The following is a 20,378-nucleotide window of genomic DNA, read 5'->3' as shown; positions in this document are numbered from 1 at the left end:
AATTAACTTTCATAACTAGCTGAAGCCACATGAGATTCCAATAATTCTACTTTTAGCTTTAAATTATTATTAATCTTTTTCTTAATTTCCCCATGAATGTATTGCGCAAGATACTCCGTAGTTGTTAATATGCCTTTAAACTGTGGTAATTCATCCAGGTTTTTATAAGCTAGTTCGCTTAAGACGTTTTTAGTAATTAATGATGCTTCACCTATATCTATAACTACATTTTTACTGTTTAACTTTTCGCTCATGAACGTTACCTCTGTAACATAAGTAGCTCCGTGCATATTTTGAGCTGCACCGAAAAAAGGATCTGGAAGTGAATGAGCGATCATAATATGATCAGTAACTTTTACACTAAACATAATAAATAATTAATAACAAATGATTGTACTTAAATTTTTTATTTCATTTCTCCGTAACTGTTTGTAAAACTCAGGAGTGTCTTTAAAATTAATTTCGTTATCCAATAGATAGGAAAAATCTATTTCAGCAATCAAGTCAAATACCAATTGTTTTCGTTTTGTATAATTCCAGACTGGTAATTTTTTATGCGGTATTTGACTCACCTGTGATGAAATGACTTGCTTTCTTCCATAATGAAATTCCGAACCTAAATTTAAAGTCGTATTCCTGCTACCATACCAACTCAACTCGATTATTTTTCCTTCATGTCTAGATAAGGATAATGCCTCTTGAAGTGCTTTTTGGTCACAAGTAGAATTAAATATGATATCATAGTCATTCATTGATCTTTCAGGAAGACCATGTGCAAGATGTAACCCCTTACGGTGATTATTTGTTTCAGCAACCTCAATATTGACCCCGGGTATTTGATTCACCAGGGCAGCAATTAGGCCTCCTATTAAACCGTATCCAAATACTAATACTTTATCTCCAATAGCAACTTCAGAATCCCAAATAGCATTTACTGCAGTTTCCAAATTACTGGCTAAGGTAGCGGACTTAAGATTAATCCCTTCTGGGACTTCTACTAAATCGTCTTCTGAAACAATAATAAAATCCTGATGAGGGTGCATTAAATGAACGTTTTTCCCAATCCAGAACTCTGGCCCACTAATCACTTCGCCTACCACGGAGTAACCATAGGTGAAGGCATCCATTAGACTGCCTTTCATATATGGTACTGCCATTTGTTCTGACAATTCATTTGAAAAATTTTGAGTGATAATCGTTCTTTCGGTACCCAGACTGATCATGGAATAAATGACCTTAACCAATACGTCTTTTTCTTCTAGATAAGTCTTCTTTAAAGACTTAATCCAAGATTTTTCTTTGTTATGCCATATTTCATTTAATTCTATTTGCATCTTATAAATTGCCTATGAACATCATTTCATCACCTATTGGAAAAAAACGAACAGATTTAAAAACAATGGCATCACTTATTTTACCGATATTGCCAAATTCAAATGCATTCAGACCAGATCCTAATATTTTACACGAAAAATGAATCTGCACCTGATCTAGGGCATATTGCTCTAAAAAGCATGATGTTGTATATGAACCACCCTCTATGTAGACCGAATAAATTTTCTTTTTAGCAAGTTGATTCAATATGTTGTGTAAGTTAAATGGAGTCTCTTCTGATATCTCTATACAATCACCAGAATCACGAAGATTCTTGGGACACTTAAACACTATGGATGAAGGCTCTATAGCGTTATATTTTTCTAAATTTAAATTACCTTTTCCGCCAAGAATAATTTTTACCGGGTTATCTCCGTGTACTTTCCTAACATTTAACCTGGGATTATCTATTTCTAAAGTTCTCGCCCCGACCAGAATGCCATCACATAAGGCTCGCATTTTGTGGGCATGAATTAGGTTTTCTTCGTTACCAATCCACTTACTATCACCATGATTTGTTGCAATTTTTCCATCCAAAGTCTGTGCAAAATGAGATATTGAAAAACACTTTTGATATTTCCTTCCAAAGAAATTAGCAAATGCATAAGGCAAGTAAAATTTAAGCTGTTCTATATCGGCATCATTGACTAAGCTTTTATCTAAAATTTGAATATCAAAAAAACAATCTGTTAATGGGTTAATTTCATTTTCTATTTCAGTATTAACAGATATCAAAGCACATACATTTTCACCAGCTCTATCAAAACTCACCTCTTCAGATAAGCCAACAAAAATTTTTTCAGGTAACTTACTTGCAATTTTAAGCTTTGTGCGTATTTTAACTATAACGTCCCAAATATCAAACATCCCTAGAAGTTCTGGGAAAACAGATGTCCCATACGGTTTTTTTTGGTTTTCAAATACTCCGCATTATCATTAGAAGCTTTAATTTCAATAGGCAAACGTTCAACTACCCTAATATTTGAATGTTCGAATGAATTAATTTTTTCGGGATTGTTAGTTAAAAGACGAATGTTAAAAATACCTAAGTCTTCCAAAATTTCTATAGCATCTCCGTAATCTCGTGAGTCTTCATGAAATCCCAATTCCAAATTAGCATCTTTAGTATCAAATCCTTTTTCCTGCAGATTATATGCTTTTAGTTTATTTATAAGCCCTATTCCTCTTCCCTCTTGTCTTAAATAAACTACTACCCCGGCATTTTTATGGGCCCATTTCAAAGAATACTTTAATTGTTCTCCGCAATCACATTTAACCGAGCTAAAAACATCTCCAGTCATACATTCAGAATGTATTCGTACGTCAACCACTTTTTTCGAATTCAAACTTGATGTATATAACGCAAGATGAGGAAAATCTTCAATTGTAGACCTATATGCTTTTACTAAGAATTCACCATATTTAGTTGGTAATCTCGATTCTACTAAAAATTTACTTTTGTTCATTCTTCAAAATCATAAATAATTTTTTTTCTTCGTGTATGCTAAATACTTCTGGATAAAGTTAAAAAAAGTAATAAAACAATCCTATCTAAATTATTCTGTCAGAAATTACAAGATTAATTCTTAAACCAAAGTCGGTATAGTAATTTTATAAAAGCTTTTTGATGATTTATTTGCTCTAAGAATATTATTTTATGGTTCTGCTACACGTGAATTCGAAAATACTGATCATATATCCTAAAAACAAAAAAATAAAAGATTACCAATTTTCGTAAAATTCATGGCTATTAGCACAGTCGAGCATTATAAATAAATATGGAGAGAACTTAAAACGAATAAAAAAGAAAACCCTTATAAAAGAAATGATTTATAAGGGTTTCGTACTGAAGGCGGAAGTACTTTGATCCGAAAACACAAACAAGCTCAATCATTATAAAAGCTATTCTAATATCAATAAAAACAGTACTTTCAAGCATATGATACAATTTCCTTTTTTGACTTAGTTTGCATAAATTTGTATAATATTTTGTTCAATCGTACAACAATCGTACAATTTTTTAATTAATGCATGGCAGCTGTAAACTATCTATATCGCTCTAAAAAGGATAAGGCATTTTTAAATTTAAGACTGCTTTTCACATACGGTAATACAAATCACGTTATCGGTGGTAAAACCAAATTGGAGGTTTCCAAGCTGTATTGGGATAAATATCACCCTCAGAAAAACCCAAAGGATATAGACATCAAGAATCAGCAGGTTAAGATTAATATGGAGCTTAATAAAATTGAAAACCATATCCTTAAAGCCTTTCACAATACTGCTCCAGAGACAATAGATAAAGAATGGTTGGCGAATCAATTGGATTTATACTACAATCCACCTAAAACAACAAAAGCTTTACCTAAGGAGCTTCTAAAATATTTTGACACTTTCTTAGAATATAAAAAAACTGAAATCACAGATAGTACTATTAAAAAATATAAGGTCGTTAGGAATCTCTTGGGAAAATACGAGTTAACATTGCCTAAGCAGTTATTAATCATAGATGTAAATGAAGATTTCAAAAGAAACTTTGAAGAATACTGTATAAACAATAATTATAGTGTAAACACAATTGCATGGGCTATTCGATCCATTAAAACAGTTTGTAATCATGCCAAATTTAACGGCTTGGAAACTGATAATCAATTAGGAAGAATGAAGCCAAAATCCTCAAAAGTAGAGAAGATATATTTAACAACTAAAGAGCTAAATTCGATTGAAAAACTCGATGATAAAAAACTTAACGAGAGCTTATTAAACGCAAGGGATTGGCTAATAATAAGCTGTTACACTGGTCAGCGTGTGTCAGATTTTATGCGATTTACCAAAGACCAAATTAGGATTGAAAAAGGCAAACACCTTATCGAATTTACCCAAAAGAAAACTGGCAAGAACATGACGATACCTTTGCACCCCAAAGTGTTAAAGATATTGGAGGAAAGGGATGGTGAGTTCCCTAGGCCTATTTCAAGCCAGAAATACAACGACTATATTAAAAAGGTCTGCAAAAAGGCTAAGATCAAACAAAAAGTTAAAGGCAGCAAGCTTGAAAAAGTTGATGTTCGTGCCAAGTTTCCATACAGAAAGCAGGTTGGCGAATACGAAAAATGGGAGCTCGTGACCAGTCATATTGGAAGAAGATCATTTGCTAACAATTTTTATGGAGAAATACCTACGTCGTTCCTTATATATGTAACAGGCCACAAAACAGAGCAAATGTTCCTAAACTATATTGGTAAAAGCAATAAGGACATTGCTTTAGAATTAACTAAATACTTTTAATGTGAAAAAAAGGGGATTAAAAATCTTTATTGACAGACTTAATAATTATGACGAAATGAGGTATAACTCATTTTTGGATTACTATCCCCAATTATTTAATCAACTACAAGTACATCTTCAAAATGAAATAAAAGAAAATCTTATAAACTCCAACATTAATAAAAATAATTATCTCGATTATGTGAAATCTGAAATTCAAAAATATCTACCTTACAATAATAGCGCAGTTTTTACATCAAAATGGGTAAGCATATTCAAAGCAGAAGGATTTGATTTTCCTTATATTCAGATCAAAGAAATTAACAAACTTCTGGCGTATTCTTTACCAAATGTATGTAGTCAAAGCATGTACACCAATTAGGATTAAAATTAAGTCTTTAATTCAGTGTTTGCGCTTGCTACACGTTGTACTGAACTCAGACACCCCCTATACCCGAAATCAACTAACACCATAAACAGGTATATTCAACACACTAATTTTTTGGTTGTTCTCGGAATAAGTTGGTTATAAATACTTCGTTCATTATTATTTACAAAAAACCCCTCATTTGAGGGATTAAACAATCTTTACTTGTTATCAAATCCAATTCTTTACTAAATTGCCTTCTGATTCAAGTGACATCAATTTTCTCCATATCACACGCATATAAAAATTTTGATTTTTCATTAAATCACTCGTTTTCTTATTTATCTTCCATGGTATTCCATGTTTGGTATTGATTCTTCATTTTTCAAATATCTATCAAACCAGTTCAGCACTTGTCCATTTACCTCATCTCTATGCTCTGAAATTCCGTGGTCGCCTCCTTCAAACATTATCAACCTGTACGGAATTCTATGTTTCTCAAATTCTAAAGCCAATTTTAGGCTCTGTTCTGGTTTTACTCGCCAATCAGCATTCCCGTGCAAAATAAGAATTGGCACATCTTTCGGAAATTTATCTGCCCACATTATTGCCGACCTTTTGGTTAGTTCTTCTTCCTTTGCTTCTTCATAATTCGGGATTAACTCTGCTATGACATTAGTTTCCATCTCAGGTCTGTCTTTTATTGTTTGGTAATTATCCGAAACCGCACCTCCGACAACTGCCGCTTTTATTTTTTTTGTCTTTGTCAAAGCAATATAGGTCATCATTCCTCCTCTGCTCCAACCATACATTCCAATTTTTTCGGTATCAGCACTTTCAACTTCTTTTAAAACTTCTGTTAAGATGACAACATCATTTACGTCTTTACCCCCAAATTCTTCTTGCCCTTCGCTACCCCCGCTTCCTCTGTACTGACTTGCTATAACCACATATCCTTCTTTTGCAAGCTCTCCTAACCACAATGCCCCATGAGCAACTTTCAATGACCCAAAATCTCTGTTTCCACCTCGATTGTAAATTATACATGGATAGTTACCTGCTTTTTTAGGTTTTGCCATTAAGCCTCTAATATGTAATCCGTCACTCAAATAAATGATTTCATAAATTTCTATGCTATCCAAATATTTGTATTCTTCTTTCCATTTTTCCGAACCATTTTTGTCTTCAATTAATCGTGAATAAATTGGGTATTGCGACAAATCTGAAATCAAACGTTCACTTATGAGTATTTTATTCGTCTGGGCATTGCAATTCGAGAAAAGAATAATTAGCAGAATTAGTTTGATGTATTTCATTTTTGTTTTTTTTAATGAGTAAGAACAATTAGATAAACAAATTCGTATGTTTATTATTACTAAAAGGTACCAAACGCTCTAATAGGTCAATTTGTAAGGCTTAAATGGATTGTAGAACACTTTAGAATAACAAATTTTTCAAAAAACTATCATATTCAGGGGATAAAAAGAATAATATCTTGAATTTCGAGTGTAATTTAAGTATAATAATAGATTATATTAAAAAAATAAGTTCTTTATTGAGGTAATTTATGATTCTTAATGATCTACTTTTTATTTCCTCCCCTTTCCCATGCAGTAGGGCTTTCAAAGAGAATTTTCCAAATCATATTCGGACGTTTCTTAATATCCATTAATAAATCACCCCAGGCGTGAAATACCAGGTATACGGGATTAAATGAGTTGACGGGATTAGTAATACCATAAATTGCCTGCTCTTTTTCTTCTTGAAAAGTTCCAAAGATACGATCCCAAATAATTAGGGTAGATCCATAATTCTTGTCAATATAATTGTCGTTAACTGCGTGATGGACTCGATGATGCGAGGGCGTTACAAAAATATACTCTATTAGTTTGGGTAGTTTCCCAATCAGCTCGGTGTGAATCCAGAACTGATAGAGTATTTCAAGTTGATGAATAATAATGAAGACCATAGGATCAAAACTTAACATAAATATTGGTAAAAAAAATACCAGTTTTAAATGCTGAACCCAAGAAAGTCTAAATGAGGTAGAAAAATTATAATAGGTAGAACTGTGATGCACTACATGAGTGGACCACCAAAAGCGTTGCACATGTGAAATTCTGTGAGACCAATACCTCACGAAATCCAATGAAAGAAAGCACAGCAAATAGGACCACCAGGTATGAGGGACGCTCCATGGTGTAAGGTTGTAACATATTACAACAATATAGAAGATGCCGACTTTAGTTAGGGCATTTACAAATAAGTTCCCAAAACCAATTACAGATGACGCTAAAAAGTCTTTTCCGTGATAAAGCTTTTTTTGTTGTTTGATAGATAAATAATACTCAAGTCCAACTAAAGCAAACATAAAAGGGGCTGCCACCCAAATAATAGTATTAAAATCTAATTGGAGAAGAGTGTCTAATGATAATCTATTTTTTTCGATGAAGTTATTCTTTACATTTTAACCCGGAAATTCTTTTAAGTGTTATAAATATTTTTTTAAAAGATTAGACCGTTCGGTTTTTTTTAATTTACGGATAGCTAATTCTCTAATTTGCCTAACACGTTCTCTTGTTAAATTAAATAATTGGCCAATTTCATGGAGTGTCATAGAAGATTCACCTCCAACACCATAATATCTTTTAATTACTTCTGCTTCACGTTCAGAAAGTGAATTTATTGTCGCTTCAATGTCAATTTTAAGTGAATTAATTAATAAAGAGGCATCAGGCGGATCTAATTCATCCGTCTTAATTAAATCATGCAAGTTTAAATCAGTCTCTTCAGATAAAGGGGTGTCCATCGAAACGGAATGTTTATAATTGTTGAGACAAACCTCTACTTCCTTAATGGGCACATCAATAATGTCCGATATTTCTCTTGCCGAGGGAGGACGATTATTCTTCTGCTCAAAAAATACTGTCGATCTTTTTATTTTTCCCAGTATAGCAATCTTATTTAAAGGCAACCTTACGATTCTCGAATTCTCGGCTATAGCTTGAATAATACCTTGCCTAATCCACCATACGGCGTAAGAGATAAATTTAAACCCACGAGTTTCGTCAAATCTTTTCGCAGCTTTAATTAAGCCCAGATTACCTTCATTTATTAAATCAGATAGACACAGTCCTTGATTTTGATACTGTTTAGCTACGGATACCACAAATCTAAGATTCCCATTTACGAGTTCATTTAAGGCTTGTTCATCTCCTTTTCTTATTAAAACAGCTAGCGTCACTTCCCTCTCAACAGAAATTAAATCAAATTTGTTTATGTCCATAAGATATTTGTTCATGGAATCCGATTGTCTAATCGTAATTTGCTTACTTATTTGTAGAGATCTCATTAATTTACAGGTGATTTAATCAATTTCCAGAACGCAAATAAGATAATTTTTGCCTATTTCGACTTATTGATCTAGGTGTCGCCCAATAATTATAAATATTCATTAAGGTAGTATTATCATACTTGGCAATTTCCTCGAGGAACTGTTTTGCAATTCTAAAAGGAAAATACTCATTATAAATTAAATCGGCTCAGTACTGATCTTTGACTGTAGAATTCATATTTCTTGAGAACGTTCATACTGTTCTTTGTATTTAGCCTTAGCAATTTCTTCTCTTTTTTTAGTAGATTTTTTAGTGAAAAATTTATTATTCTTCAATTGCTTATGTTGCTTGGTATTTCTAACCTTTAGCCTTAATCGCTTTATGGCACGTTCAATTTTTTCCCCAGGAATTACGTTTATAATGAGCACCTTTTTTTAGGTTTTAATAACTGTTTGAAGAATTATTTTAAAAGTCGAACGGTTAGTGCATTCAACCCCTTTTTACCATGTTCAACTTCGAACTTCACCTTGTCATTTTCCTCGACGATATCGATTAATTCTGATTCATGAACGAAAATATCCTTTCCTTCATCTGAGGTAATAAATCCAAATCCTCTAGTTCTGTTAAAGAACTTAATTGTTCCTTCTTGCATACTTTTAAAATTTTAAATATTAATTGTTTATTGTTATACCGCTAAAACTTATGCATCAATTAACTTAAAATATAAGTACGCTGACACATTGAATTCACAGTATATTTCTTTAGCTAGTTATAAAAATTAAGATAGAAAGGAGTTAAATGGAAGTATAAATGTCTTTGCTAAATACAATAATTTCGCTAATTATACAAAGAACAACTTTTAAATTGGAATAATCTAATTTTGGATGGTTTATTTCCCAACCTTGTCTAATCATACTGTCAGAAGGACGTGTAAGGACGTAATAATAAAACCTCATTTCTTAACGAGTAATGAAAATTTCTTCGTTAAAGTTAAACTTGATATTTTTTTTATAGAGTTGAATTATTTTAGAGCCTCTCCTTTCCTGTGTAGCGTCAGCTAAATGTTTACCAGTTAAGGAATAGACCTCGTCATCCCTATCAGTAAAAAGGTCTGATACACGGACGATAATACCAGAGATAGGGTAAACCATTAGAAAATCCTAAAACGCTCTGCTACACGCTGTGGGGAACTGAAACACCCCCATCCCCCGAAATCAACTAAGACCATAAACAGGTATATTCAGACACACTAATTTTTTGGAATTTACTGTTAAAACCGTCAATTTTTAGGGCTTTTTCTCGTTCTAAGTATAATTACACTTAGCAATTGTTCAAAACACAATGTAAAAACTTGATTATCAAATATTTAATGTTTGTTTTATTGGATGTTTACCTAGGCGCACAGATTACAATAATTTTAAAAAATTTCGGGGGTATGTTTACCATGATGATTTAAATGCCATTTAAAAAAATTGGATGAGTAATAGTTATAGAATTCAGGAATAATAGAAGTTAGGAGTTTTAAATTTGGAATATTCTTGACACATATGCATTAAAGTTCTAAACACCTCAAAAGAGTATAAAATGCACTTTTTTTAATTTTGTTGGGAAATAGTTGGGAATTATGAAATAAAAAAACCGTAAAATATTGAATAACAATATAATTACGGTTTTCATCTGTACTGAAGGCGGGACTTGAACCCGCACGGCCATAATGGCCATTGGATTTTAAGTCCAACGTGTCTACCAATTCCACCACTTCAGCATCGACCGTCGATATGTGAGCATACCGGCATACATTCAGAGCGAAAGATGGGATTTGAACCCCTGCCTGCCATAGACGTGCCGCATGGCTGGTAGGCAGGCGCGACCTTGGTCGCTGATCTTTACACTCAACTACAAACTACTTTTATCAAAGTAGCACTGTAACTTTCGAGCGAAAGACGGGATTTGAACCCGCGACCCTCACCTTGGCAAGGTGATGCTCTACCCCTGAGCTACTTTCGCAATATTACTTTTAAGAACTTACCTCATTCATGTAAAATTACATCGAGAAAACAAGGTTTTATCTCGCCCCATTGTTACATAGGCGGGTGCAAATTTAAAATATTTCTAGCAAATGCAAAGCCTTTTCCCGAAATAAATTGTATTTCTTTCAGGCTTGTTTTTTCTTGACCAGCATGCGCTTAATTTCATTAAGCTTCATCAATGCTTCCACAGGTGTTAGCGTGTCAATATCGGTATGTAAAATCTCTTCTTTTATGTTTTCAAGTAAAGGGTCGTCTAAATTAAAAAAGCTGAGTTGCAAATCGTTGTTCAGGGCCTTTACCTTGTCCGTGAGTTCTTCACTGGAATGCGATTGCTCTAATTTTTTTAGGATCTTATTAGCCTTATACAATACCTGTTGCGGCATACCCGCCATTTTTGCCACATGAATTCCAAAACTATGGGCACTACCCCCTTCTACAAGCTTCCTTAAAAACAAGACCTTATCTTTTAATTCTTTAACAGATACATTAAAGTTCTTAATCCGTTCGAAGGTTTCGGTCATTTCATTTAGTTCATGGTAATGTGTGGCAAATAAGGTTTTAGGTCGTGCCGGATGCTCATGAAGATATTCACTAATAGCCCATGCTATGGAAATCCCATCATAAGTACTTGTACCTCGCCCAATTTCATCCAATAAGACCAAACTTCTTTCTGAAATATTGTTCAAAATGGAAGACGTCTCATTCATTTCTACCATGAAGGTCGATTCGCCCATAGAGATGTTATCACTTGCTCCTACCCTGGTGAAAATTTTATCGATCAGACCAATTTTCGCCCCTCTGGCAGGTACAAAACTCCCAATTTGCGCCAATAACACAATTAATGCCGTTTGTCTTAATATGGCAGATTTACCCGACATGTTCGGCCCGGTAATCATAATTATTTGCTGCGTTTCACGATCTAAAAACACATCGTTTGGAATGTAAACTTCGCCTAAGGGCAACTGCTTTTCTATGACAGGATGGCGACCGGATTCAATACGCAATTCAAAAGAATTATCGATAATGGGGCAAACGTACCGGTTATCATTTGCCAGCTGTGCAAATCCTGATAAACAATCCAATTGCGCAATATAATGGGCGTTTTGTTGAACTTGCTTAATGTACTGCCCCATCCAACCTACTAACTCATTAAATAACTGTTGTTCAATGGCAGATATGCGTTCCTGTGCTCCTAATATTTTGGCTTCATAAGTCTTGAGCTCTTCGGTAATATACCGTTCGGCATTTACAAGAGTCTGCTTTCTGACCCAATCTGAAGGCACTTTATCCTTGTGCGTGTTGCGTACTTCAATATAGTAACCGAAGACATTGTTCGATGCGATCTTAAGGGAACTTATTCCAGTTCGTTGTGTTTCGCGTTCAAGCATGTCCTCCAAATAGGCTTTACTCGATTTCGAAAGTTGCCTGAGTTCGTCCAGTTCAGAAGAAAACCCGGCGGCAATGGTATGACCCTTTAAGACATTTACAGGTGCTTCTTCGTTTAAGGTTTCCTTTATTTTCTCACGCAGCGCATCACATCCTTGCAATCCATCACTAATAACTTGTAAAGCCTCATTATCGCAATCTGCGGTCAAGGCCTTAACGGGAATAATGGCTTCCAATGAATTTTTAAGCTGAATCACCTCCCGAGGATTGATCTTACCAGTGGCCGTTTTAGAAATTAACCGTTCAAGATCACCGATATGAGCAATATGGCTTTGAATTTTTTGAAGCGTGGTATTATCCTCACTGAGATAACCAACAACCTCATGCCGTTTTTTGATTTGATCTAATGTTTTTAATGGTAAGGCCAACCAGCGCTTCAACATGCGCCCACCCATCGGGGAAATCGTTTTATCAATAATATTAAGTAAGGTAACCGCATTATTTTGAGTGGAATTGTACAGTTCTAAATTCCGAATGGTAAACTTATCCATCCAAACATAATCGTTTTCAGCAATTCTGGATATGGATGTGATATGCTGTAATTTATGATGCTGTGTCTCTCCCAAATAATGGAGAATGGATCCCGATGCAATAATACCTTCATATAAATCCTCAATACCGAATCCTTTCAGGGATACCGTGTTAAAATGTTTTATTAAGGTTTCATAGGCATAATCCGTTTGATAAACCCAATCCTCCAGAGAAAAAATATGAAATTCATTCCCAAATGTATTCCTAAAATGTGAGCGTTTTTGTTTGGATACCAACACTTCACTGGGTTTAAAATTCTGAAGCAGTTTATCGATGTATTCCACATTGCCCTGGGAAGTGAGAAACTCCCCAGTAGAGACATCCAGAAATGAAATACCAATAAACTTATCGGCTGAATTTAAGGTTCCATCAAAGAACAGGGAACATAAAAAATTATTCGATTTCGAAGTAAGCACTTCGTCATTAAGGGCCACTCCGGGCGTTACCAGTTCGGTTACACCGCGCTTCACGATGGTCTTTGCCATCTTGGGATCTTCCAACTGGTCGCAAATGGCCACGCGTTGTCCGGCCTTGACCAACTTAGGCAAATACGTATTTAATGAATGGTGCGGAAACCCGGCCAGCTCGGTTTCACTTTCACTACCTGATCCCCTTTTCGTTAAAACAATATCCAAAATGCCTGCTGCCTTAATGGCATCCTTGCCGAAGGTCTCATAAAAATCACCAACCCTGAACAACAACAAAGCATCAGGGTATTTTGCCTTTATTGCATTATACTGCTTCATCAGCGGCGTTTCCTTTTTTGCTTTTTTAGCCAATGGTAAAGTGATTTTTAAATATTATTTTTGCCAAAATTGTAGCATGCAATGTACTACTAATTTCATGTTTTTTGAAGTTGATATTCTACAAGTTATCTACAATTGAAATAAGATTTCAACAAAAACAATAGGTCATAAGAAGTGTGGCCGTCGTATTTTTATACCGGCTTCGTTTAGGGTATCTCCCAGGACATGACATTTGAGAATTATGCGGAAACTAAAAAATAGCGAATTAGACAGATTAAGTACAGACGCATTTAAAAAAGCCAATAAAACACCTCTTATAATTGTTTTAGATAACGTTAGGAGTTTAAATAATATTGGCTCTGTGTTCCGAACGAGTGATGCCTTTTTGGTTGAAAAAATATACCTCTGTGGTATTACGGCAACACCACCCCACAAAGACATTCACAAAACAGCATTGGGAAGTACCGAAACTGTAGACTGGGAATATGCTCAGGACACACTTGCCCTAATCGAACGATTAAAAAATTCGGATATAAAAATAATTAGTGTTGAACAGGCCGAAAATGCGATGATGCTGAATGATTTTGAACCCGAACGCAACACAACCTATGCCATCGTGTTTGGTCATGAAGTTAAAGGGGTGTCACAGGAAGTCGTAAATGCGAGTCACCAGGTTCTGGAAATCCCACAATTCGGCACAAAACATTCCCTCAATATTTCAGTGAGCTGTGGTATTGTGGTTTGGGACCTGTTCACCAAGCTAACATTGGAGAGTTAACCATTTATTTCAGGCCATTCTAATGTTAGTATTGCCACCAAACAAGGAAAGTTTCTGCCGATCCTGCAAATTATAGTGGCCTCTTTTGGTTTTTAAAACACATTGGACCTGCTTTTGGTATTCCTGTAAGACTAAATCTGACAAAATTAATAGGCAATCCCCGTTGATTCTAAATTATATAAACTAAATTCGCCCATGTGTTAACTCAGTTACGTTGACCCTAACTATTATTATTAATTAGTACTTAACATACTATGGATCAAAACATCAACTTGGCCGTCCTGATAGATGGCGACAATATCCCTTCGGCTAACGTCAAGGAGATGATGGAAGAAATTGCCAAATATGGCAACCCAACGATAAAAAGGATTTATGGCGACTGGACCAGACCGGATTTGAACAAATGGAAGAACCTACTCTTGGAAAATGCCATCATCCCCATTCAGCAATACGGTTATACCAGCGGGAAGAATGCAACTGACTCCGCCATGATTATTGATGCCATGGATATTCTTTACAGTGACAGGGTTAACGGGTTTTGTATCGTTTCCAGTGACAGCGACTTTACACGACTGGCAACGCGACTTAGGGAAGCAGGCATGCAGGTGATCGGAATTGGCGAGAAAAAGACCCCCAATCCATTTATAGTGGCTTGCGACAGATTCATCTATATTGAGATCTTAAAGAAAAAAACGGAGCAAAAAACAGATAGTAGAGACTCTCAAGAAACATTAATCGACAAAATAACCGAGAAAGAAATACAGCTCATTCAAACCACCATAAATGACCTGTCAGATGATGAAGGTTGGGCCTTTTTGGGTGATGTTGGAAGTTTGCTGCAGAAAAAACGTCCTAATTTTGACTCGAGAAATTACGGCTTTGAAAAACTGACCCCGCTTATCAAATCAACCAATCGATTCGATATTGAGCAACGTGAAACTCCAAGGAGTCGACACAAATTAATTTATGTAAAGAATAAAGAGAAGCAATTGAGAAAAGGGAAAAGATAATTACCCATATACCAAATTGCCTATTTAAGAATTTCGTTCAGCACCCACAAATAATCCACTCTGTTATCCACAAAATTCCGATCGGTAATATCTATGATATTCACACTTACATCAGATTGGGTTTTTAAGAAATCCATATAGCCTGTATTAATTTTTTCCAAATACGCATTGTCTATATTTTGTTCATAATCACGACCCCGTTTTTTGATATTCTGTTGTAACTGTTCAGTGCCCTGATGTAAATACACATACATATCCGGCTTCGAAATGTCCTTATACATCAAATAAAAGAGTTTGCGATATAAATTAAACTCTTCTTCGGGTAACGTAATCTTAGAAAAAATCAAGGACTTAAAGACATCGTAATCGCTCACAACAAAATCTTTAAACAAATCAAGCTGGGCGAGGTCATCGCTAATTTGCTGGTACCGATCTGCCAAAAAAGACATTTCCAACGGAAAGGCATAGCGATTGGCATCTTCATAAAACTTGGGCAGAAAAGGATTATCTGCAAATCGTTCCAAAATCAGTTTTGCGTTGAAATCTCGAGCTATTTTTGAGGCCAGACTGGTTTTACCGGCCCCTATGTTCCCCTCAACAGCTATGTAATTGTATTTTGAAAAGTTAAATTGCTTAATGGGATTTTTTAACCAAATATTAATAGGTTCCAATACCGATTCGTCTTCACAGGTATCAAGTAATTCGGCTATGGTTTTATTTAAACCGGGATGTATGACTTTCGGAGCTACATCATTAAGCGGCCCTAATACAAAACGACGGTTCTGCATCTCGGGGTGAGGAACCTTTAAGGATTTTGTCTCTATCATGAGATCTTCCGTCAGAATTATATCCAAATCTATGGTTCGTGCCTCATAGGATTTACGTTTTGTTCTTACGCGTCCCATGGATTTTTCGATATCCAACAATTGGTCTAATACGTCCTGTGGCTCCAATTCTGATTCCAAAACCAAACAGCAGTTTAAAAAGTCTTCGCCGTCGAAACCAAAAGCAGGCGATCTGTAAACTTTAGATATTGATTTTATATGGCCTATGCGTTCATGAATTCCATATACAGCGTCTTGAAGATAATTAAATTTTTCCCCCTTATTACTTCCTAATGCTATATAATATGTTTTCGATGTCTTCATGACGAAAACAAAATAAATAAAACAATTTTTAATCCATTATATTTACAAGACCTATTTATCCACAATTTGCATGACTCATAAAGATAAGCTAGCTGCTCTACGCATCTATTTACTGCTAGGAGGCCTATTTATAACCTCTCTGGTAGTTTCAAACCTCATTTTTCAAAAATTCTTTTATTGGTATCCCATGGACATCGAGGTCTTTGGCAGCAGGTTATTTGAGATATCCGTTGGGATTTTGCCCTATCCGATTACCTTTTTAATTACCGATCTTATAAGTGAAATCTACGGAAAAAAGCGCGCCAACGATATTGTGGTCGTCGGTATTTTTGCATCACTGTTTTCCCTTTTAATCATTTTGGTAGCCAGTTATGTTCCCGCTACCTCCTGGTCTTACGTTAACGACGAATTATTCACCAGGGTATTTGGCAATTCCGCGATAGCGGTCTTTGCCAGTATGCTCACCTATTTATTCGCCCAATTTGTAGATATTCAGATCTATCACTTTTGGAAACGCTTAACAAAAGGAAGACACTTATGGCTACGCAATAATTTCTCCACCTGGTTTTCGCAGTTTGTCGACACCTTTACCATTGTTACCTTACTCTGTTCTTTTGGTATCATAGAGTGGGAAAATTTTAAAGGCTTATTGGTGAGCGGATTTCTATTTAAAGCCCTGGTAGCGGCCTGCGACACGCCTTTGTTATATATTGGTGTATATTTCTTCAGGAGACGATTCAATTTAAAAGTAAATGAGGAAATAGATTTGCTTTTTGTCCCGGATTTCGTAAAAAAATAAGGTGTGTTTTTCAACTATTAAGCCCTATTTTACGTATATTATCAGTATCCTAAAATATAGAACTACCTATGAAAAAAGCGCTGAAAATATCGGGTCTGTCATTCCTCATATTATTTTTACTCCTTATCGCTGTACCTTTTGTTTTTCAGGGTAAAATAAACGACATCATCAAACAAATGATAAACGAGAACCTTAATGCCAAGGTTGAGTTTAGCGATCTAAGCTTAAGTTTTATACGAAGCTTTCCTCAGGCACATGTTAGGGTCAATGATATACTGATAAAAAATGTCGCCCCTTTCGAGGATGACACCTTAACGACCGTCAAAGACATATCATTTACCATGTCCCTTAAAGAGTTATTTAAAAAAGAGGGAGAACCTCTGATTATCAATTCAATTCGTATTGATGAGGCCCTGCTGACATTAAAAACAGATGCACTTGGAAATTCTAATTATGATATTTCTAAAAAAAATGATTCGGATGCCTCAAGCGATCGAAAAATCACCTTCGACATAAAGGATTACAGTATTAATAACAGTGCTTTGACGTTTAAGGATGAGACCTCGAACATGACCCTCCATCTCACGGAGTTTAACCATTTGGGTCATGGTATGTTTTCTTCTGAGGTATCAGAATTAGACACCAGCACTGAAACTCATGTGAGCTTCAGCATGGATAGCACCTTCTATCTCAAAAATACCTTGTTAAAATTAGATGCACTTATCGATTTAGATTTAAGTAACGACACCTATACGTTCAAAGAAAACAAAGGATATATCAATCAGTTACCTATTACCTTCCAGGGCTACCTCAGGCAATTGGACCAGGGACAGGAAATGGAGATCAGTTTTGAAAACCCGGAATCTGATTTCAAAAATTTCTTGGCAGTATTACCGGAAGCCTATTCCAAAAACATTGAGGAGGTTGAAACTTCAGGTGATTTTAAAGTTAAGGGACTTGTAAAGGGAACCTATTCCGACGAAACCATTCCTAACTTCGATATTACGATCACTTCAAATAATGCCGCATTTAAATATCCGAATTTACCCAAACAGGTGCGCAATATCAACATTAATTCCTCGGTGAAAAATACAACGGGACATACCGATGATACTTTTATTGACATAAAAACCTTAGACTTCATTATTGATTCCGACGTTTTTAAGTCCTCAGCAACGTTAAAAAATATCACAAAAAACATGGTAGTGAATGCTCGTGTTAATGGTGTAATAAACCTGGAAAATCTATCGAAGGCATACCCTATAGAATTGGACACCCCGGTAAAGGGTATTTTAAAAGGCGATATAACTACTGCATTCGATATGGAGGCCATTGAATCCAATACCTACGATCGCATAAAAAATAATGGATCCATACAGATAAATAATTTTGAGTTTACATCAAAATCCTTCAACCATCCATTCCTTATTTCAGAGGCCAATATGAAGCTAAATACAGGAACGGTAACGCTCAACCAGTTTAAGGCGAAAACCGGCGACAGTGATTTATCTGCTACCGGAATAATTAAAAACCTTACCGGGTTTTTATTGAGCGATGGTACCTTACAGGGTGATTTTAAAGTAAATTCCAACAGCTTCAATGTCAATGATTTTATGACGGTTGATGCCTCTTCCAAAGATCAGAATTCCAAAAAACAAGCGGAAGCTTTGAAAATACCGGAGGCTCTCGATTGTACCATAAATGCCACTGCGGCAACGGTAATTTATGATAATTTAAACCTAAAAGATGTTAAAGGCATTTTAGTTATAAGAGACCAAAAAGCATCACTGAACAACCTAACTTCTACGATTTTCGATGGTGCATTGGCCATTACAGGGGATGTGACCACCAAAGCGCAAAACCCAAGTTTTAATTTAAGTCTAATGGCAAATGATTTTGATATTGGTAAATCGTTTACCGGCATGGAATTGCTTCAAAATCTGGCCCCTATTGCCAAGGTCCTTCAGGGTAAATTAAACACTAAAATTAACTTAAAAGGCGATTTAGACGAGGCCTTGTCTCCAGTTTTAAGTTCGGTTTCAGGTAATGCTTTTGCCCAGTTATCAGGTACCAGGGTGAAAACCGATGAATCGAAAATAATTAATTCTCTCGAGGGTGCACTAAATTTTGTGGATTTCAAAAAGTTGAATTTGAATGACTTAAAAACCCAATTCGAATTTGCCGATGGTAAGGTTGCCGTGAAACCCTTTCATATAAACTATGAGGATATAAAGATTGAAGTTTCCGGAACCCATGGCTTTGACAAGAGCCTGAATTACAATGCCATATTTAATGTGCCTGCCAGATACTTGGGAAGTGATATCAACAGGCTTATTGGTAAAATTGATACTGCAGAGGCCAATAACATATCCATTCCGGTTGCAGCTAATATCACCGGATCCTTTACTAACCCAACGGTTAAAACCGATTTGTCCAGTGGTGTAAAAAATCTTACCCAACAACTCATTGAAATCGAAAAACAAAAACTACTAAATCAAGGTAAAGACAAGGTTAAAAGTTTAATCGGTAATGTTATTGGTGGAAATCAAACAAAATCGGACTCCCTGAAAAAGGCACAGAACAGTACAGTAAACACTATTCTAAAAGATATTGTTGGCAACAAAACAACACAGGATTCTACGTCATCGAACACTGACAATGCAGTTAAAAATGTACTTGGCGGTTTACTTGGTAAAAAGAAAAAAGGAAAAGACAGTGTAAACTAAGTGACCTATTAAAGCACTGAGATTTTAACCACCAGTCCCTCATTGGCTCTAATATTAAAGACGGTTTCATCCTCAAAAATAAGGTATTGTCCCTTAAGGCCAACCAGCTTACCGGTATAACTTTGCTGTTTCACGATATTTAAACTTTTAGGTTTTTCAGGGTACTGAATCACGGGAAATTCCAGATGGGTTTCAGAATTCCTTTCAATAAAATAATCTCGGACTTCATCTGGCAGATAGGATTTCAATTGTTCACGCCACGCCACCAGATCTTCATCTTTAAGATCGTTTTTCAGCATGCTGCGCCAATTTGTTTTGTCGCTAATATGTGCCTTTAGGGCAACCTCGGTAATACCCGCCAAATACCGATTGGGAACCTCTACAATCTCAATGGCCTCATGAGCACCCTGGTCTATCCACCGCGTTGGTATTTGACTCTTTCGTGTTACACCGACTTTTACATTGCTCGAATTTGCCAAATAAACGACATGGGGTTGTAATTGTACTTGCTTCTCATATTCCAAATCACGCTCTTCCTTACCTAAATGTGCCATACTTAGTTCCGGTCTCATAACCCAGTCAGCCGCCTGCGGAACCTCGAAAAAACATTGTCTGTCAAATCCCTGTCTATAAATGGGTTTGTCCATCCCACAATTTAAACATTGATACTTAACAAATTCAATGGTTATTGATTTTTCCAATAACTGATTCATGATGATAAAGTCATTTTCAAATACCAAATAATATTGTATCGGACTGCTAAACTCAGTTTCCATTTTTGTTAAAACACCTTGGTAGAACATGAAAAAAAGTATTATTTT

General features: G+C 35.5%; 18 protein-coding genes and 2 tRNA genes. 6 read left to right on the top strand and 14 right to left on the bottom strand.

Annotated features, from left to right (window positions below; genetic code table 11):
• Nucleotides 1-2: 2 nt before the first annotated feature.
• From MR041_RS06065 to ribA, 4 genes are read right to left on the bottom strand one after another with little or no spacing between them, the layout of a single operon-like run.
• Nucleotides 3-368 (bottom strand): 6-pyruvoyl trahydropterin synthase family protein, encoded by a 366-nt coding sequence (locus tag MR041_RS06065; RefSeq protein ID WP_242092706.1) that lies wholly within the window; start codon nt 366-368, stop codon nt 3-5.
• Between the two features lie 9 nt (nt 369-377).
• Nucleotides 378-1,334: a zinc-dependent alcohol dehydrogenase gene (locus MR041_RS06060; protein WP_242092705.1), complete on the bottom strand. Its 957-nt coding sequence runs from the start codon at nt 1,332-1,334 to the stop codon at nt 378-380.
• Nucleotide 1,335: 1 nt separating this feature from the next.
• Entirely contained in the window at nt 1,336-2,241 is a 906-nt protein-coding gene (locus MR041_RS06055) for a RibD family protein (RefSeq protein WP_242092704.1), read from the bottom strand.
• A 2-nt stretch (nt 2,242-2,243) separates the two neighbouring features.
• Complete coding sequence (gene ribA / locus MR041_RS06050) at nt 2,244-2,840, bottom strand: GTP cyclohydrolase II (protein WP_242092703.1); 597 nt, start codon at nt 2,838-2,840, stop codon at nt 2,244-2,246.
• A gap of 565 nt (nt 2,841-3,405) precedes the next feature.
• Between ribA and MR041_RS06045 the strand changes: the two genes are divergently transcribed.
• Nucleotides 3,406-4,662 (top strand): tyrosine-type recombinase/integrase, encoded by a 1,257-nt coding sequence (locus tag MR041_RS06045; RefSeq protein WP_242092702.1) that lies wholly within the window; start codon nt 3,406-3,408, stop codon nt 4,660-4,662.
• A gap of 1 nt (nt 4,663) precedes the next feature.
• The gene (locus tag MR041_RS06040; RefSeq protein ID WP_242092701.1) at nt 4,664-5,023 is read left to right on the top strand and encodes a hypothetical protein; all 360 of its coding nucleotides are present in this window, start codon (nt 4,664-4,666) and stop codon (nt 5,021-5,023) included.
• A gap of 326 nt (nt 5,024-5,349) precedes the next feature.
• Here MR041_RS06040 and MR041_RS06035 read toward each other — a convergent pair whose 3' ends face one another.
• From MR041_RS06035 to mutS, 8 genes are all read right to left on the bottom strand, one after another.
• Nucleotides 5,350-6,324: an alpha/beta hydrolase family protein gene (locus tag MR041_RS06035; RefSeq protein ID WP_242092700.1), complete on the bottom strand. Its 975-nt coding sequence runs from the start codon at nt 6,322-6,324 to the stop codon at nt 5,350-5,352.
• Between the two features lie 266 nt (nt 6,325-6,590).
• The gene (locus tag MR041_RS06030) at nt 6,591-7,379 is read right to left on the bottom strand and encodes a sterol desaturase family protein (protein ID WP_242092699.1); all 789 of its coding nucleotides are present in this window, start codon (nt 7,377-7,379) and stop codon (nt 6,591-6,593) included.
• A gap of 120 nt (nt 7,380-7,499) precedes the next feature.
• The gene (locus tag MR041_RS06025; protein ID WP_242092698.1) at nt 7,500-8,360 is read right to left on the bottom strand and encodes a sigma-70 family RNA polymerase sigma factor; all 861 of its coding nucleotides are present in this window, start codon (nt 8,358-8,360) and stop codon (nt 7,500-7,502) included.
• Nucleotides 8,361-8,576: 216 nt separating this feature from the next.
• Entirely contained in the window at nt 8,577-8,771 is a 195-nt protein-coding gene (locus tag MR041_RS06020) for a 30S ribosomal protein S21 (RefSeq protein WP_242092697.1), read from the bottom strand.
• A gap of 32 nt (nt 8,772-8,803) precedes the next feature.
• Complete coding sequence (locus tag MR041_RS06015) at nt 8,804-8,995, bottom strand: cold-shock protein (protein ID WP_242092696.1); 192 nt, start codon at nt 8,993-8,995, stop codon at nt 8,804-8,806.
• Between the two features lie 1,028 nt (nt 8,996-10,023).
• Nucleotides 10,024-10,108, bottom strand: a tRNA-Leu gene (locus tag MR041_RS06010).
• A gap of 170 nt (nt 10,109-10,278) precedes the next feature.
• Nucleotides 10,279-10,350, bottom strand: a tRNA-Gly gene (locus MR041_RS06005).
• Nucleotides 10,351-10,498: 148 nt separating this feature from the next.
• A complete protein-coding gene (mutS, locus tag MR041_RS06000; protein ID WP_242092695.1) occupies nt 10,499-13,129 on the bottom strand; it encodes a DNA mismatch repair protein MutS in 2,631 nt (876 codons plus the stop codon).
• 208 nt (nt 13,130-13,337) lie between these two features.
• Between mutS and MR041_RS05995 the strand changes: the two genes are divergently transcribed.
• Both MR041_RS05995 and MR041_RS05990 read left to right on the top strand, forming a co-directional pair.
• Nucleotides 13,338-13,874, top strand: coding sequence for an RNA methyltransferase (locus tag MR041_RS05995; RefSeq protein ID WP_242092694.1), 537 nt, complete (start codon nt 13,338-13,340; stop codon nt 13,872-13,874).
• A gap of 254 nt (nt 13,875-14,128) precedes the next feature.
• Nucleotides 14,129-14,884, top strand: a complete 756-nt coding sequence (locus MR041_RS05990) for an NYN domain-containing protein (RefSeq protein WP_242092693.1) — start codon at nt 14,129-14,131, stop codon at nt 14,882-14,884.
• Nucleotides 14,885-14,904: 20 nt separating this feature from the next.
• Here the strand turns inward: MR041_RS05990 and folK are convergent, their stop codons facing one another.
• Complete coding sequence (gene folK, locus MR041_RS05985) at nt 14,905-16,032, bottom strand: 2-amino-4-hydroxy-6-hydroxymethyldihydropteridine diphosphokinase (RefSeq protein ID WP_242092692.1); 1,128 nt, start codon at nt 16,030-16,032, stop codon at nt 14,905-14,907.
• Between the two features lie 70 nt (nt 16,033-16,102).
• Here folK and MR041_RS05980 point away from each other — a divergent pair, with 70 nt between their 5' ends.
• The gene (locus tag MR041_RS05980) at nt 16,103-16,831 is read left to right on the top strand and encodes a queuosine precursor transporter (RefSeq protein ID WP_242092691.1); all 729 of its coding nucleotides are present in this window, start codon (nt 16,103-16,105) and stop codon (nt 16,829-16,831) included.
• 68 nt (nt 16,832-16,899) lie between these two features.
• A complete protein-coding gene (locus MR041_RS05975) occupies nt 16,900-19,557 on the top strand; it encodes an AsmA-like C-terminal region-containing protein (RefSeq protein WP_242092690.1) in 2,658 nt (885 codons plus the stop codon).
• Nucleotides 19,558-19,565: 8 nt separating this feature from the next.
• Here the strand turns inward: MR041_RS05975 and MR041_RS05970 are convergent, their stop codons facing one another.
• Nucleotides 19,566-20,360 carry a DUF2797 domain-containing protein gene (locus MR041_RS05970; RefSeq protein ID WP_242092689.1) on the bottom strand — a complete coding sequence of 265 codons (795 nt, stop codon included), beginning with the start codon at nt 20,358-20,360 and terminating at the stop codon, nt 19,566-19,568.
• Nucleotides 20,361-20,378 lie beyond the last annotated feature (18 nt).

Source organism: Aestuariivivens sediminicola (assembly GCF_022662015.1).
Classification (GTDB): Bacteria; Bacteroidota; Bacteroidia; order Flavobacteriales; family Flavobacteriaceae; genus Aestuariivivens; species Aestuariivivens sediminicola.
Note: the sequence above shows the minus strand (reverse complement) of the source record. Positions and strands in the feature narration are given on the sequence as shown.